This is a genomic window from Pseudomarimonas arenosa, assembly GCF_014841215.1.
Lineage (GTDB): Bacteria > Pseudomonadota > Gammaproteobacteria > Xanthomonadales > Xanthomonadaceae > Pseudomarimonas > Pseudomarimonas arenosa.
Genome location: NZ_JACYTR010000005.1, coordinates 141,808 through 157,139 on the forward strand (window position 1 = coordinate 141,808; position 15,332 = coordinate 157,139).

At 62.0% G+C, this 15,332-nt stretch carries 13 protein-coding genes; 3 read left to right on the top strand and 10 right to left on the bottom strand.

Annotated features, from left to right (window positions below; all coding sequences use genetic code 11):
- Window positions 1-48: 48 nt before the first annotated feature.
- Together IFO71_RS04095 and IFO71_RS04100 are read right to left on the bottom strand one after the other, a co-directional pair.
- Window positions 49-1,008 (bottom strand): OmpA family protein, encoded by a 960-nt coding sequence (locus tag IFO71_RS04095; protein WP_192028263.1) that lies wholly within the window; start codon window positions 1,006-1,008, stop codon window positions 49-51.
- Complete coding sequence (locus IFO71_RS04100) at window positions 1,005-1,325, bottom strand: DUF4398 domain-containing protein (RefSeq protein WP_192028264.1); 321 nt, start codon at window positions 1,323-1,325, stop codon at window positions 1,005-1,007. The genes IFO71_RS04095 and IFO71_RS04100 overlap by 4 nt, the downstream gene beginning before the upstream one ends.
- A 270-nt stretch (window positions 1,326-1,595) precedes the next feature.
- Between IFO71_RS04100 and IFO71_RS04105 the strand changes: the two genes are divergently transcribed.
- The gene (locus tag IFO71_RS04105; RefSeq protein ID WP_192028265.1) at window positions 1,596-2,696 is read left to right on the top strand and encodes a PilT/PilU family type 4a pilus ATPase; all 1,101 of its coding nucleotides are present in this window, start codon (window positions 1,596-1,598) and stop codon (window positions 2,694-2,696) included.
- A gap of 218 nt (window positions 2,697-2,914) precedes the next feature.
- Here the strand turns inward: IFO71_RS04105 and maiA are convergent, their stop codons facing one another.
- The 5 genes from maiA to hppD form a co-directional block, all read right to left on the bottom strand.
- Window positions 2,915-3,586, bottom strand: coding sequence for a maleylacetoacetate isomerase (gene maiA / locus IFO71_RS04110; RefSeq protein WP_192028266.1), 672 nt, complete (start codon window positions 3,584-3,586; stop codon window positions 2,915-2,917).
- A gap of 209 nt (window positions 3,587-3,795) precedes the next feature.
- On the bottom strand, window positions 3,796-4,797 hold the full coding sequence (locus IFO71_RS04115) for a fumarylacetoacetate hydrolase family protein (protein WP_192028267.1): 1,002 nt from the start codon (window positions 4,795-4,797) through the stop codon (window positions 3,796-3,798).
- A gap of 56 nt (window positions 4,798-4,853) precedes the next feature.
- On the bottom strand, window positions 4,854-6,194 hold the full coding sequence (gene hmgA / locus IFO71_RS04120; RefSeq protein ID WP_192028268.1) for a homogentisate 1,2-dioxygenase: 1,341 nt from the start codon (window positions 6,192-6,194) through the stop codon (window positions 4,854-4,856).
- Window positions 6,191-6,610: an endonuclease domain-containing protein gene (locus IFO71_RS04125; protein WP_192028269.1), complete on the bottom strand. Its 420-nt coding sequence runs from the start codon at window positions 6,608-6,610 to the stop codon at window positions 6,191-6,193. The genes hmgA and IFO71_RS04125 overlap by 4 nt, the downstream gene beginning before the upstream one ends.
- 70 nt (window positions 6,611-6,680) lie before the next feature.
- Complete coding sequence (gene hppD, locus IFO71_RS04130) at window positions 6,681-7,775, bottom strand: 4-hydroxyphenylpyruvate dioxygenase (protein ID WP_192028270.1); 1,095 nt, start codon at window positions 7,773-7,775, stop codon at window positions 6,681-6,683.
- Between the two features lie 105 nt (window positions 7,776-7,880).
- Here hppD and IFO71_RS04135 point away from each other — a divergent pair, with 105 nt between their 5' ends.
- Both IFO71_RS04135 and IFO71_RS04140 read left to right on the top strand, forming a co-directional pair.
- The gene (locus IFO71_RS04135) at window positions 7,881-8,339 is read left to right on the top strand and encodes a MarR family winged helix-turn-helix transcriptional regulator (RefSeq protein ID WP_192028271.1); all 459 of its coding nucleotides are present in this window, start codon (window positions 7,881-7,883) and stop codon (window positions 8,337-8,339) included.
- Between the two features lie 153 nt (window positions 8,340-8,492).
- Window positions 8,493-10,613 carry a M13 family metallopeptidase gene (locus IFO71_RS04140; RefSeq protein WP_192028272.1) on the top strand — a complete coding sequence of 707 codons (2,121 nt, stop codon included), beginning with the start codon at window positions 8,493-8,495 and terminating at the stop codon, window positions 10,611-10,613.
- A 288-nt stretch (window positions 10,614-10,901) separates the two neighbouring features.
- Here IFO71_RS04140 and IFO71_RS04145 read toward each other — a convergent pair whose 3' ends face one another.
- The 3 genes from IFO71_RS04145 to kynA all read right to left on the bottom strand — a co-directional run bounded on the left by IFO71_RS04145 (window position 10,902) and on the right by kynA (window position 15,110).
- Window positions 10,902-12,455: a peptide MFS transporter gene (locus IFO71_RS04145; protein WP_192028273.1), complete on the bottom strand. Its 1,554-nt coding sequence runs from the start codon at window positions 12,453-12,455 to the stop codon at window positions 10,902-10,904.
- Window positions 12,456-12,630: 175 nt separating this feature from the next.
- Complete coding sequence (locus IFO71_RS04150) at window positions 12,631-14,211, bottom strand: AbgT family transporter (protein ID WP_192028274.1); 1,581 nt, start codon at window positions 14,209-14,211, stop codon at window positions 12,631-12,633.
- A gap of 41 nt (window positions 14,212-14,252) precedes the next feature.
- The gene (gene kynA / locus IFO71_RS04155) at window positions 14,253-15,110 is read right to left on the bottom strand and encodes a tryptophan 2,3-dioxygenase (RefSeq protein ID WP_192028275.1); all 858 of its coding nucleotides are present in this window, start codon (window positions 15,108-15,110) and stop codon (window positions 14,253-14,255) included.
- Window positions 15,111-15,332 lie beyond the last annotated feature (222 nt).

Consider the following 15,332-nt stretch of genomic DNA (forward strand, 5'->3'; position numbering starts at 1 on the left):
TCGAGGCTGGCTTTGTCTGGCTCAGCCAGCGCAGGACGGCCTCGGCCACTAGCCGCCGCTGAGGACAATCTCCACCCGACGGTTGCGGGCGCGGCCGTCGGCACTGCCGTTGTCAGCCACCGGCTGATCCATACCACGGCCCACGGCGGTCATCCGACTGCCGTCGACGCCCTCTTCGATCAGGGCCTGACGCACGGCGTCGGCGCGCTTTTGCGACAGCACCTGATTGAGATTGGCGCTGCCGCGGTTGTCGGTATGCCCCTCGATGATCACGGCGCCGGGCTTGCTCTGTAGAAACTCGACGATGCGCCCGAGATTGCCGCGGGCTTCCGGGCGCAGGTTCGATTGCCCACTGGCGAAGGCATCGCCGGACAGGGTCATGACCTCGCCGCGGGCATCGCGCTTGGAGGTGATGCTCTCCAGCTGGATACGCAGGCTGTCGGCGGCAGCCAGGGCCAGTTCGGCCTCGCGCTTGGCCAGATTGGCCTCGGCGGCCTGCGCTTCGGCCAGTCGCTTGGCTGCTTCGGCTTCCGCCGACGACAGCTCGCTGGCCAGCCGGGCCGCTTCGGCCTCTTCTTGTGCGCGCGCTGCTTCTTCGGCTCTGGCCAGGCTCTGCAGACGCAGTTTCTCGGCCTCCAGACGATTGCGCTCGGCATCGCGCCGGGTCGCTTCCAGCATGATCCGGTCGCGCTCGCGCTCCAGCTGCTCGAGCTGATCGGCAGCCATTTCGGCCTGGGCGGTGATACGCGCGATATCCAGCCGTCGCTCGGCGATGTAGAGCCGATCCGGACGCGATTTCTTGTCGGCCTGACGCAGGGCCGCCAGCGCCTGCCGGGCCTGCAGGCGCTCGGCGGCGGCGTAGTTGGCCAGGGCCGCATCCGCGTTCAAGGCGCTGAGCGAGGCCTCCAGACGTTCCACCGCAAGGTCCTTCTGTGGCGTGCTGGCACAACCGGCCAAGCCCATGGCGAAGATCAGCGCCGCTGCAAGTCTCGCACTCAGATGGATCATTGGTTGTCTCCCAGCAGCTCACGGCGCAGCCGGGCGTTGGCCTCGGTCTTTTCCTTCACTCGCGCCCGCGCATCGGCCGCCTTGCTCTTGGCCAGCGCCAGCTCGGCATCTACCTGTGCCTGCTCGGCGGCACTGCGAGCGCGATCGTTCTGGCGCTGATCCAGGGCCTGCTTGGCGGTCTGCAGTTTTTCCTCGGCAAAGCCGAATTCCACCGGCGCGTGGTCGGCGGCACGCGCCGCGCGAGCCTGGGCCACCGCTGACTGCGCCGCGTTGAGCTCACTGGTCGGCGGCGGCGTTGAAGCACAGCCGACAAGCATGCTGAGCACCAAGACTATGCAGCCGAACTGGCCTGTTGAGGTGTGGCCTGTCATATCATTCCGTGATGGCGGGCGATCATTCGCTGTAGGCTATTGTGAGAAGCCAGGCGCAGGCTTGCAACGGCGGCCGGTTTCTAGCAGCGTGAGAGACTCGAGAGGGCGGGTCGGTTGGGCAACGCGACCTGCATTCTCGAGTGAATTACGGCACACGCTGCACAGTCAGCGGCAGATCAGACCGCCGTCGTCAGGGGGACGTAGGGAGCGCGATCGATGGATATCGGATATTTCCTCAAGCTCATGACCGAGAAGAATGCCTCGGACATGTTCCTTACCACCGGCGCGCCGGTGAACATCAAGGTCGAGGGCAAGCTGTACCCGCTCGGCAATACCGGCCTGCCGGCGGGCATGGTGAAGAAGATCGCCTACTCGCTGATGGACGAAGGCCAGGTGCCGGTGTTCGAACGCGAGCTGGAGCTGAACATGGCCATCTCGGTACGCGAAGCCGGCCGCTTCCGCGTCAACGTGTTCAAGCAGCGTGGCGAAGTCGGCATGGTGATCCGCGCGATCAAGAGCGAGATTCCCAGCATCGATGCGCTGAAGCTGCCGGATGTGCTGAAAGAAATCATCATGGACAAGCGCGGCCTAGTGCTGGTGGTGGGTGCGACCGGCTCGGGCAAGTCCACTTCGCTGGCGGCGATGATCGATCACCGCAACACCAATGCCGCCGGCCATATCCTCACCATCGAAGACCCGATCGAATTTCTGCATCGACACAAGAAATCGATCGTCAATCAACGCGAGGTCGGCCTCGATACCCATGGTTTCCACAATGCGCTGAAGAACGCCATGCGTGAAGCGCCCGACGTGATCCTGATCGGTGAGATCCTCGATCAGACCACGATGGAAGCAGCCATCGCCTTCGCCGAAACCGGCCATCTGTGCCTGGCCACCCTGCACTCAAACAACGCCGACCAGACCCTGGAGCGCATCCTCAACTTCTTCCCCGAGTCAGCGCACAAGAACATCCTGATGAACTTGTCGCTGAATCTGAAGGCAGTGATCAGCCAACGTCTGGTCATCGCCAAGGACGGCAAGCGCGTGCCCGCGGTGGAAATCCTGGTCAACACACCCCATATCCGCGACCTGATGCGCCGCGGCGAGGTGCATGAGATCAAGGAAGCAATGGAGAAATCGCTGGAAGCCGGCATGCAGACCTTCGATCAGGCGCTGTATCGCCTGTACAAGGAAGGCAAGTGCGAACTGGAAGAAGTGCTGCGCAACGCCGACTCGCGCGATGGCCTCAACCTGAAGATCCGCCTCTCCGAAGGCGCCGAAGGTGAGCACGACCCGTATGCGGATGTGTTTACTTAGCGGGCTGCTGAAATACTCATTTCAGCAGCCTGATATCGCGCGCCAAGGACGGCGCGCTCAGAAAGCAAGCACGCAAGTGATTGATTTCCGGCAAACCGTTCGACAGGCTCACGGCAGGTGTGGTGCGGCTTTGCCGCGACCGGCTTGTCGTGAGCCTGTCGAACTAAGCTGGAAACCGAGCGCCGCTCTTGCGGATCCCGAATCCCGAATCCCGGCTCTCAAGAATCTCCGCTTCCAGGCGCATCGGGCTGATTTTCCGGCCGCGCCTTGTCGAAGGGTTCGCTGGCCAGGCAGTTGGCTTCGATGCGCGCGATGGTTGGGTATTGGTCGATGTCGATGGCGAAACGGCGGGCGTTGTAGACCTGGGGGATCAGACAACAGTCGGCTACCGAGGGGATGTCGCCTTCGCAGTAGTCGCCAGTGGACGGGTTGTCGCGCAGCATGTCTTCGATGGCGCTGAAGCCGGTGTTGATCCAGCGCTTGACCCAGGCGTCTCGCTCGGGCTGTGGCACGTTCCAGTCGTGCTCCAGAAACTGCAGAACACGCAGGTTGTTCAGCGGGTGGATATCGCAGGCCACGGCCAGCGCCAGGCCGCGCACGCGCGCACGATCGCGGGCGGTGGCCGGCATGATCGGGTGGTCGGGAAAGGTTTCTTCCAGATATTCCATGATCGCCAGTGACTGGCGAACGATGCGTTGCCCGTGCATCAGCACGGGCACCAGCTCTTGCGGGTTGAGCGCGTGGAAGGCTTCGCTGTGCTGCTCGCCGCCATCGCGCACCAGGTGGACTATTTTCAGGTCGTAGTCCAGCTGTTTCAGGTTCAGCGCAATGCGCACCCGGTAGGCGGCGCTGGAGCGCCAGTAGCTGTAGAGCGTCAGGGCACTGCTCAACGTGGCACCTCCCTCTGGATCCCCTACCAGGCTGCTGAGACCTCCATCCTGAAGGTCTTCAGCGCTAACGGTCGCGGCAGAGCCGCGCCACCTTTGCACCAGGCTGCTGCAATCAGTCTCATCAGCCTGCTACGCGCAGACTACGCCGCTGAATGTGAAACGTGAAGCAATTTGCTGCATTCAGCCCACAACCCGATTCCCACGCGGTTTCAGACTGTGTGGGCCTTCACAGTTTGTTCGATGGAGCCAAAGATCGAACGGCCGCCGGCATCGCACATGTCGATCTTCACCCGATCACCGAATTTCATGAACGGCGTCTTCGGCGCCCCGTCATTCAGCGTTTCAACGGTGCGCTGCTCGGCCAGGCACGAGGCGCCCAGCGACGTATCTTCGTTCGCTACCGTGCCCGAGCCGACGATGGTGCCAGCGCTCAGCGGCCGGGTCTTGGCGGCATGCGCGACCAGTTGGGCGAAGTTGAACTGCATGTCGACACCGGCCTCCGGGTGACCGAACCACTGCTCATTGATCCAGGTACGCATGGCCAGGTGGACCTTGCAGTCCTTCCAGGCCTCGCCCAGCTCATCCGGGGTGACGAACACCGGCGACAGCGCCGAGCGTGGCTTGGACTGCAGAAACCCAAAACCTTTGGCCAGCTCCGGCGGAATCAGATTGCGCAAGCTGACGTCGTTGACCAAGCCCACCAACTGGATGTGATCCACGGCCTGCTCCGGCGACACCGCCATCGGCACATCGTCGGTCACCACCACCACTTCCGCTTCCAGGTCGATTCCGTAGTCTTCCGAGGGCACCAGGACCGGATCACGCGGACCGTAAAAGCCCGCACTGACCGCCTGGTACATCAAGGGATCCGTGTAGAAGGTCTCAGGCACGGTGGCGCCGCGAGCCCGGCGCACACGCTCAACATGGGGCAGATAGGCCGAACCATCGACAAACTCGTAGGCGCGCGGCAGGGGCGCGGCCAGCGCTTCGACATCGAGGGCAAATACGGCTTCGCCATTGATCGAGTCAGCCGAGCTGGCGTTCAGCACCTCATACACATGGTTCAAGCGCGGCGCCAGATTCGACCAGTCTTCCAACGCGCGCTGCAGGGTCGGCGCGATGTCGCTCACCCTGACGGCTTTGCTGAGGTCCCTGGAAACGACGATCAGGGTGCCGTCGCGGCCTCCCTCTTTCAGGCTGGCAAGTTTCATTGCTTATTCCTTAGTGCAGTAGGGCGGGCCCCGGCCCGCCGATGACACGTCTTGAGCTACTCGAAATCGCGGCGCGCCGGGTCGAACTGCTTCTGCAATCCTTCCCAGCAGGCCTGATAGTGCCGCTGCCGCTCCGGCATTTCCATCGCCTGCGCGGTCGGACAAATCAGCCAGCGCGACTCCAGCATGAAGGCCATGGTGTCGGTGATGATATCGGGCTTCGACAGATCGGCGTGACTGGCCTTGTCGAATGTCGCTGCGTCCGGCCCGTGGCCGCTCATGCAGTTGTGCAGCGATGCGCCGCCGGGCAGGAAACCATCAGCCTTGGCGTCGTAGGCACCGTGCAGCAGGCCCATGAATTCACTGGCCACATTGCGATGGAACCAAGGCGGGCGGAAGGTGTTCTGCATGGCCAGGATACGCGGCGGGAAGATCACGAAATCAATGTTGGCCGTGCCAGCGGTATCGGTGGGTGACGTCAGCACGGTGAAGATCGACGGATCCGGGTGGTCGTAGCTGATCGAACCGATGGTGTTGTAGCGCCGCAGATCGTACTTGTAGGGCGCGTAGTTACCGTGCCAGGCGACGACGTCGAGCGGCGAATGCGCAATCGGCGCACGCCACAGCTGACCATCGAGCTTCTGCACCAGCTCGAAATCACCTTCGACATCTTCGTAGCACGCCACCGGTGTGCTGAAGTCGCGCGGGTTGGCCAGACCATTGGAGCCGATCGGCCCGAGATCCGGCAAGCGTAGGTGAGCACCGAAGTTCTCGGCGGCATAACCTCGAGCCTCACTATCCAGCAGCTCAACCCTGAAGCGAATACCGCGCGGCACCACCGCGATCTCCTGCGGCTCGATGTCGAGGTGCCCGAGCTCGGTGGCCAGACGCAGCCGGCCAAGTTGCGGGATGAACAGCATCTCGGCATCGGCGTTGCAGAAAAACCGGCCCTGCATCGAGCGGTTCGCCACATAGGTATGGATGGCCAGTCCGCTCTGTCCGCGCGCCGAGCCTGCGCCGGCCATGGTCAGCAGGCCGTCGACGAAATCGATGTCGGCGGACGGCAGTTCGCGCGGCGACCAACGCAGCTGATTCGGCGAAACGGCCTGTTCATCGAAGCGGTTGTGAAACGCCGGTCGCGGGAATGGCTGGAACTCGCCATGCATCACCCCGGGACGCAAACGGTAGGTCCAGCTGCGCCGGTTCACGTGGCGTGGCGCGGTAAACGCCGTACCCGAGATCTGCTCGGCGTACAGACCGTAAGGGCAGCGCTGCGGCGAATTGCGCCCCTCCGGCAAGGCACCCGGCAGGGCCTCGCTGGCGAACTCCTGAGCGAACCCGGTCTGGTAACGCAAGGGCTCGACGGCTTGGGTTTGAGGTTTGAGTTGTGCGTTCATGCTGATACTCCACCGCTGTTCTCCCCTCTCCCCGTGGGAGAGGGGTCGGGGGTGAGGGTTCGGGCCTGCGCCCTGGTCAATATGTATTCGAGCGCCGAGTTCAAATCGGAGCAGACTTGGTTGTTGCAGACCCGAATCACCTCGAAGCCTTGTCCTCGCAACTGTGCATCGCGGCAACCGTCAATCTCATTGCTCTGTTGCGAACCATCCAACTCGACGATCAGCTTTGCTTGCAGGCAGCAAAAATCAGCAATACAAGGCGGAACCGGGTGTTTTCTTCGAAACCTGATGCCGGCGAACCTGCCACCACGAAGCTGAAACCAAAGTGCCTGCTCAGCTTCGGTTGCCATTGACCGCAAGTCGCGCGCGCTGTTCTTGGCCTCACTCGGCAAGGGCAGAATCACGCGATTCGCCATGCGATCACCCTCCGGCAACTACGTATCCACCCCAACCCCTCTCCCACCGGGAGAGCGGCTCACGGCGTGGTTACAACACTCCGCGGCGCATCTGATCCCGCTCGATACTTTCGAACAGGGCCTGGAAGTTGCCTTCGCCGAAGCCTTCGTTGCCCTTGCGCTGGATGATCTCGAAGAAGATGGGTCCAATCGCATTCTGAGTGAAGATCTGCAGCAGCAGACGCTGCTTGGTTTCCGAGTCGGCATCGATCAGGATCTTGTTACGCGCCAGTCGAGCCACGTCTTCGCCGTGATTCGGAATGCGCTGATCGATCACCTCAAAATAGGTCGCCGGGGTATTGAGAAACTCGATGCCCTGGGCGCGCATGGCTTCGACGGTCTCATAGATATTGTCGGTAAAACAGGCGATGTGCTGGATGCCCTCGCCCTTGTACTCGTCGAGGTACTCATTGATCTGCGACTTCGGATCGCTGGATTCATTGAGCGGTATACGGACGATACCGTCTGGCGCGGTCATCGCCTTCGAGACCAGACCCGTCTTGGCACCCTTGATGTCGAAGTAACGGATCTCACGGAAGTTGAACAGCTTCTCGTAGTAATCCGACCACTTCTCCATGTTTCCAAAGTAGAGGTTATGGGTGAGGTGATCGATGAAGGTCAACCCAAAGCCTTTCGGAGTCTGATCAGCGCCGGGCACCGGCGCGAAATCGGCATAGACCTTGGCCGGGTCGGCATAGTCATCGACCAGGTACAGCATGGCGCCACCGATGCCCTTGACCACTGGGCGGTCAATCGCCTTGGTGTCGGCCATCTCCACGTCTTCGCCGCCGGCTTTCATCACGTGCGCTCGGACCTCGTCCGCATTCTTCTTGAAGCGGATGGCGAAGCCGGCGGCACAGGGGCCATGCTGCTGGGCAAACTGAGCGGCAAAGCTGTTCGGGTCCTCATTGACCAGGAAGTTGACGCCGCCTTGCCGATACACTGTGATCGGACGGCTGCGGTGCTTGAGCACGGCGGTGAAGCCCATCTTCTGGAACAGCGTATGCAAAAGACCGCACTGCCCCTCGGGAGCGGCAAACTCGACGAATTCGAAACCGTCGATGCCCATCGGGTTTTCGAACGTGGTGACGTCCATTCCAAGGTTAGGCTTGAGCTGTGCGTTCATGATGACCTCCGGCAAAAAGATGCAGCGCGCCCTGGCGCGCTCCCCACCCTCCCATGTTAGTTTCGTTTGAAACTAGTTGCAAGCTCACCTGACTCGGAATGCCCCATGACCGAAACGCCTCATGCCGTGCTCGCCCTCGAGACCTTCCTGCCCTATCGGCTGTCGGTGCTGTCGAACCGCATCAGTAACGACATCGCGCAGTTCTACCAGCGCCGTTTCGGGCTGTCGGTCACCGAGTGGCGCGCTATGGCCGTGATCGGACGCTATCCCGGCATCTCGGCTGTCGATGTGACCGAGCGGACGGCAATGGACAAGGTCGCAGTCAGCCGCGCCGTGAACGCCTTGCTACAGCGCCAGTTGGTCGAACGCCGCTTCGACGAGACTGATCGGCGGCGCTCGATTCTGCGCCTGACCGACGCCGGCGTATCAATCTATGACGAAATTGCGCCGCTGGCCCTGAAGCTGGAAGCCTCGCTACTGGAGAGCTTCGCCCCCGGCGAACGCGAAGTGCTGATGCGCCTGCTCGACAAACTCGATGCCGCCGAAATGCGTGCTCACTTGTAGGCGAAGTCACAAACTCAGCACCACCGAAGCGCCAGCGTGACTTCTGGCCCATGCCGAGGCGCCGCGCAGGCGTCAGCGTCGGCAGTCCGCTTGAATCGAGGCAGGAGGCTTCCGGCTCGAGCGATCACCGCATCCACCCTGGGGAGACCCTTCATGTACCCGTCCAAGACCCGTCCGGCGCTACTCAGCGCCGCCATCGTATTCAGCCTGGCCGCCTGCTCCCAGCAAAGCGAAGCGCCGCAAGCCAGCGCGCCGAGCGCCACTGCCGCCGCCAGCGCACCGGCGCCCCTTAGCATCGACTTCAGCCGCGTACCGGAGCCGATCCGCTTCCAGGCCAGCGACCTCGACACCTCGATTCGCGCCTGCGAGCACTTTGGCAATCACGTCAATAGCCGCTGGCTGGCCAGCAATCCGATTCCCGGTGACCGCACTACCTGGGGTGCGTTCCCGGCCCTGGGCGAGCGCTCGTTGGCCATTCAGCACGAGATCGCCAAGGCGGCCGCCACCGCGCCGGGCGCGTCAGGTGAGGTGCGCAGTCAGGTGGGTAATTTCTTCAAGTCGGGCATGGACCAGGCTGCCATCGAGGCCGCCGGCATCACGCCGATTCAGGCCGAACTCGATGCCATCGCCGCACTCAGCAGCAGTGAGCAGATCGCCGAGTATTTGCGCCAACGCTATGCCCGCGGTACCGGCATGCTGTTCGGTTTCTACGGCAGCGCCGACATCAAGGATTCCACCACCAATATCGCCTACGCCATGCAAGGCGGCCTGTCGCTGCCCGAGCGCGCCTACTATCTGGAGGATCGCGAGGACTATCTGAAAGCCCGCGCCGCCTTCCTTGAACATGTGGCGAAACTGCTGGTGTTGGCGGGCGGCAGCGAAGCTGAGGCCAAGACACAGGCCGAGCAGGTAATGGCCTTTGAAACCGAGCTGGCCAAGGCCTCTCTGGCCCGACTCGAACTGCGCGACCCGGCCAATCGCTACAACCCGGTCGACCTGGCAACGGCCGACGCCCTGACGCCGAACTTCAGCTGGACCGCCTTCTTCAGCGCCATCGACGTACCGGCGCCGAGCATGTTCTCGCTGGCCATGACCGACTTCTTCAAGCAGGTCGATACCATGCTGGCGGAAACGCCGGTCGAACATTGGCAGACCTGGCTGCGCTTCAAGACCATCGATGACGCATCGCCTTACCTCAGCTCGGCATTCGAAGAGCAGAACTTCGAGTTCTATCGCCGCACCCTGGCTGGCCAGAAAGAGCAGCAGGAGCGCTGGAAGCGGGTTCTCAGTGCGGTCAACGGTGGCATCGGCGAGGGCCTGGGACAGCTGTATGTCGAGGTGGCCTTCCCACCGGCCTCCAAGGCCAAGATGGAACAGCTGGTCGACAACCTGCGCGCGGCGCTGAAGGTGCGATTGGAGAACCTGGCCTGGATGGGCGAGGAAACCAAGGCCAAGGCATTGGAGAAGTGGTCGACCTTCACCCCGAAGATCGGCTATCCGGACAAGTGGCGCAGCTGGGCTGGGCTGGAGATTCGTCCGGATGACTACATCGGCAATGTCCAGCGCGCAGTCGCCTTTAACTATCGGTTCAATCTCGACAAGATCGGCAAGCCGGTCGACCGCAGTGAGTGGGGCATGAGCCCGCAGACGGTGAATGCCTATTACCGCTCGACCGCCAACGAGATCGTGTTCCCGGCCGCCATCCTGCAACCGCCGTTCTTCGATGCCGAGGCCGATGACGCGTTGAACTACGGCGGCATTGGCGCGGTGATCGGCCACGAGATGTTGCATGGCTACGATGACCAGGGCAGCAAGTTCGATGCTCAAGGCAACTTCAGCAACTGGTGGACCGACCAGGACCGTGCCCAGTTCGAGGCCAACACAGCGAAACTGGCTGATCAGTACAGCAGCTACGAAGCCCTGCCCGGCATGTTCGTCAATGGCAAGCTCGGCCTGGGTGAGAACATTGCCGACCTCGGCGGCGTCACCGTGGCGCTCGATGCGCTGCACCGAACCCGTGCAGAAGGCTTCATCGACCCGATGGTCGAGGGCCTGAGCCAGGATCAGCGCTTCTTCATGAACTGGGCCACGGTATGGCGGATCAACTACACCGAAGAGCAGCTGAAAGTGCAGCTCACGGTCGGCCCGCATTCGCCGGGCACCTTCCGCGCCTACGGCCCGGCGCAGAACATTCCGCAGTTCGCCACGGCCTTCCAGTGCAGCGAGAAGGATCCGATGGTGCGTGCCGGCGAGGAGCGGGTGACGATTTGGTAGTAGAGCGCTAAGCCTCTTTCCCTCTCTCCACGAACCGATATCGCAACTTGCGTTTCGCTCCCCTCTCCCCTTGAGGGAGAGATCGATGCGCACTGATTTTCGCGCGCCGGCGGGTGCCCCGGAACTCCCTCCCCGATGTTCGGGGAGGGCCGGGGTGGGGTTAGGGAGCCGATCTTTGCCTGCCCAGGGGCTTTGAGGACGCGGTCGTTTGGCGCACTCGCGGAGAACTGATGGATAGAAAAACGGCGACCCTGAGGTCGCCGTTCTTGTTTCGATGAAACGGTTGGTTTATTTCACGCCGTGCATCAGTTTGTTGATCAAGGGCGCCGCTACGAAATACAGCGCGGCAATGACGATGCCCAGCCAGAACAACTGATTGAAGGTATCGGCATACTGCATCAGCGAGCCGGCAGCTTCACCATGTCCACCGCCGCCCGATGCGATCGCGGCGATCCGGCCGGCAACGAAATTGGCCATCGCGATGGAGAGGAACCAGCCGCCCATGGCCAGACCGGTTTCGTGTGGGCGCGCGAGCTTGGTCACCATCGCCAGGCCAATCGGCGACAGACAAAGCTCGCCCATGGTGTGAATCAGATAGGTCAAGGTCAACCAGATCCAGCTGATCTTGCCGTCATCACCCACGCTGTTGCCGATGGCGAACACCAGGATGTAGAAACCCAGCGCCGCACCGACAAGCCCGTAGGCAAACTTGCGCGGGATCGAAGGGTTCCAATCCGCCTTGTCCAGCTTGATCCACATCGAGGCGAACAAGGGCGCGAGCACCACGATGAAAATGGGATTCACCGACTGAAACACTTCGAATGTCGGCGTCCAACCGAAGATCGACACGTCCGGCATGCGCACGTGATCTTGGGCGAGGAAGTTCAACGAAGAGCCGGCCTGCTCAAACAGCGCCCAGAAGAGAATGTTGGCCGCAAACAGGATCAGCATGGCGATATAGCGGTGCAACTGCTGCTTGTCGCCGCTCTGGATGCCGCTCCAGACGAAATACGCAGCCAGCCCCAGCATCAAGACGATCAGCACGACAGCCAGCACATCGCTCATGCTGAGCAGGATGTAGACCGGGGCAACCAGTACTGCCGAGGCGACGAAGATCTGCATGATGGGGCCGACGCCCTGCTTGCCTTCCGGCGCAGTGCCGACATGACCCAGCCAACCCTTAACCACCTGAAACACCACAAGACCGAAGATCATGCCCATGCTGGCGGCAAAGAAACCCCAGCGATAGCCGTATTGCTGACCAATGATCGAGGCGCAAATGAACGGGGCCACCAGGGCGCCGAGGTTGATGCCCATATAGAAGATGGTGAAGCCCGAGTCCCGCCGCACATCGCCCGGCCGGTAGAGCTTGCCGACCATGGTCGAAATATTCGGCTTGAACAAGCCATTGCCGACAATGATCACCGCCAGACCGACCAGGAACGTGGTCAGATCGGGCGCCATCAACATGAAGCAACCGATCGCCATCAACACGCCACCGAGCATGATGGAGCGCTGATAGCCGAGGATACGGTCGGCCACGTAGCCGCCCAGGATGCCGGTCATGTAAACCAGCGAGGTAAAGCCGCCGTAGGTCAGGCTGGCTTCTGCACGAGCGTTCTCTCCCAGATGAGCAAAAAACGCCGATGCCACATGCACCGCCAACATGGCGCGCATGCCGTAGTACATGAAGCGTTCCCAGAACTCGGTGCCAAACAGGTTCCAAAGTGCATTGGGGTGCCCCAAGAATTCGCCAGCCGGCGGCGGTCGGAAAGCGTGGTGATCGGGGGCGAGTTCCTGTGGTTCCGGCGCGGGCCGGCTGGGGGGCATCTGTGCACTCATCAAGGCGATTCCTGGGTCTTGCATTGGAACGGAACCGGGTGCAGTCGTGCCGCCCGCGGGCGGCGCGTTCCGCCACCCGGCACGGAAAACAGCGCGCAAGGTGTACCCGCACTCGGGTTCGGAGTCAAACGGCAGCTGAACAGGGCTGCGGCAAAGCGAGTTTTGTCAGCGACGTTCAGCCGCTGCCGTAGGTGTAACTGGCGCCAATGCCAAGCGGGATACCCAGCGCCCAGAACAGCAGCAGAAAGCCGGTCCAGATCAACAGCAGAGCCACCGAGTAGGGCAGCATCAGGGCGACCAGGGTGCCGATGCCGCTGCCGGTGACGTACTTGCGGCAAAACACCACAATCAGCGGGAAGTAGGGCATCAAGGGCGTGATGATATTGGTGCTGGAGTCGCCAACACGGTAGGCAGCCTGAGTGAAGTCAGGCGAAACACCGAGCTCCATCAGCATCGGCACCATGATGGCACCGATCAAGGCCCATTTTGCCGAGGCCGAACCGACCAGCAGATTGACCGAGGCGGTGAGGAACACGATACCGGCCAGGGTGAAGCCCAGCGGCAGGCCCGATTCGCGCAGGAAATTGGCCCCCTTGATGGCCAGCAGCACGCCAAGATTGGACTGACCGAAGGCATGAATGAACTGGGCGCAGAAAAAGGCCATGACGATGTAGTAACCCATGCCGCTCATCGCCTTGCTCATGCCCTGCACCACATCGCGATGGCTTTTCACCGTGCCGGCGACATAGCCATAGACGATGCCGGGAATCAGGAAGAACACGAAGATCAGCCCGACAATGCTCTGCATCAACGGCGCCGCCGAGACCAGCAGCCGATGGCCGCCTTCCGGCACCTGGGCCGGCGCCGCGCCCCAGGGCGAGGATTCCGGCCACATGCTCAGCGCCAGCAGCGCAGCGGCCACCAGCATGGCCAGCAGAGCCATCCACAGCCCTCGCGTTTCCTCCGGCTTCAGCGCATCGAGGCTGGGCATGTCGGCGGGATCGCCATCGACTGCAGTGCGACGCAGACGCGGCTCGATCACCTTGTCGGTCAGCACCCAGCCGATCAGGACGATCAATAGAGTGGAACTGGTAGTAAAGAAGTAATTGTTCAGCGGATTGACCCGCACGCTGGGATCAATCAGATGCGCCGCCACCTGGGTGATGCCGGCCAGCATCGGATCGAGACTCGATGGCACGAACAAAGTGGCTGAAAAGCCGCCCGAGACGCCAGCAAAGGCCGCCGCAATACCGGCCAGCGGATGGCGCCCGGCGGCGTAGAAAATCACTGCACCCAGGGGAATCACCAGCACGTAGCCAGCATCCACCGCCACGTGACTGAGAATGCCGACCGCAATCAGCATTGGGGTCAGCAGAAATCGCGGCGTCACGCCCAGCATGGCGCGCAGGCTGGTCTTGATGAAGCCGGTATGCTCGGCCACGCCCAGACCCAGCATCGCCACCAGCACCACACCGAGCGGATGGAAGTTGACGAAGGTCCGCACCATGTCGGCCATGAATCCGGTCAACGCCGTGCCTGCCAGCAGGTTGCGCACCACAATTGGCTCGCCATTGCGCGGGTCGACTTCGCTGAAGCTGACACCGGAGAACAACCAGCTCAGGGCCCACACCAACACCATCAACAGCAGGAACAGCACCGCCGGATCGGGCAGCTTGTTGCCGACGCGCTCGATCATGTCAAGCGACCGGCCAACCCAATTCGGCCGCGATTCCGCGGAGACAGAGGTTTCAGTCATCGGCTGTACTCACTCAGGCAAGAAGGGAAGACGGCGCGGGATCAGCCCTGGCCGAGAACGGTGCGAACCTCGATCAGTTCGGGGAAGAAGGTCAGCTCCAGAGCCTTCTTCAGGAAAGCCACGCCGCTGGACCCCCCGGTGCCGCGCTTGAAACCGATGATCCGCTCGACCGTGCGCATGTGTCGGAAGCGCCACATCTGGAACGCATCTTCGATATCCATCAGCTGTTCGCACAACGCGTAGGCCGACCAGTGCTGCTTGGTGTCTTCGTAGATCGCCTTGAACACCGGGATCAGTTGTTCACAACGCTGATGCGGCTGGGTGACATCACGTTCGAGCAGCGATTTCGGCACCGAATGGCCGGTGCGGGCCAGATAACGCAGGAACTCGTCGTACAGGCTGGGCGCTTCCAGCACTTCGCGAAGCTGGGCTTGTACCTCAGGGTGATAGTCGAATACCGCCAGCATCTCGGCATTCTTGTTGCCGAGCAGAAACTCCACCGTGCGGTACTGATAGCTCTGAAAGCCCGATGACGGCCCCAACACATCGCGAAACTCAGCGTATTCGCTGGGTGTCAGCGTTTCCAGCACCGCCCATTGTTCGAACAACTGACGCTGCACCTGCTTGACCCTCGCCAGCACCTTCTGCACCGGGCCGACGCGATCCTGGCGCAAGAAAGCGATCGCCGCCTTGAGTTCATGAATGATCAGCTTCAGCCACAGTTCGGCCACCTGATGCTGGATGACGAACAGCATTTCGTCATGGTGCGGCGGATTGGACAGTGGATGCTGGGATGACAGCAGGCGATCCAGCTGCAGATAGCCGGCGTAACTCAGGCGCCCGCGCAAGTCGCGGGTGATGCCCTCTTCCAGATCTCGTTGATTGCGTGATTCAGACATGGTGGCGTCATCGAACAGAGGCGTGCATGGTAGTGCATGCGGCGCGGCCCTGCAGGCGGGAAGGACGGCCACCACCCACGCCGCCGCTGGCATGGAATCGGCATGATGTCTAGTTGCACTGCGGCTTGCGCCGCCACCCTCCGCGCTGCTATCAAGGTGAATGTTGCAGGGGAAACCGAGTGCCGATCAGGGTCGCGGCTGCAACGCGGAGCAACCAGGGAG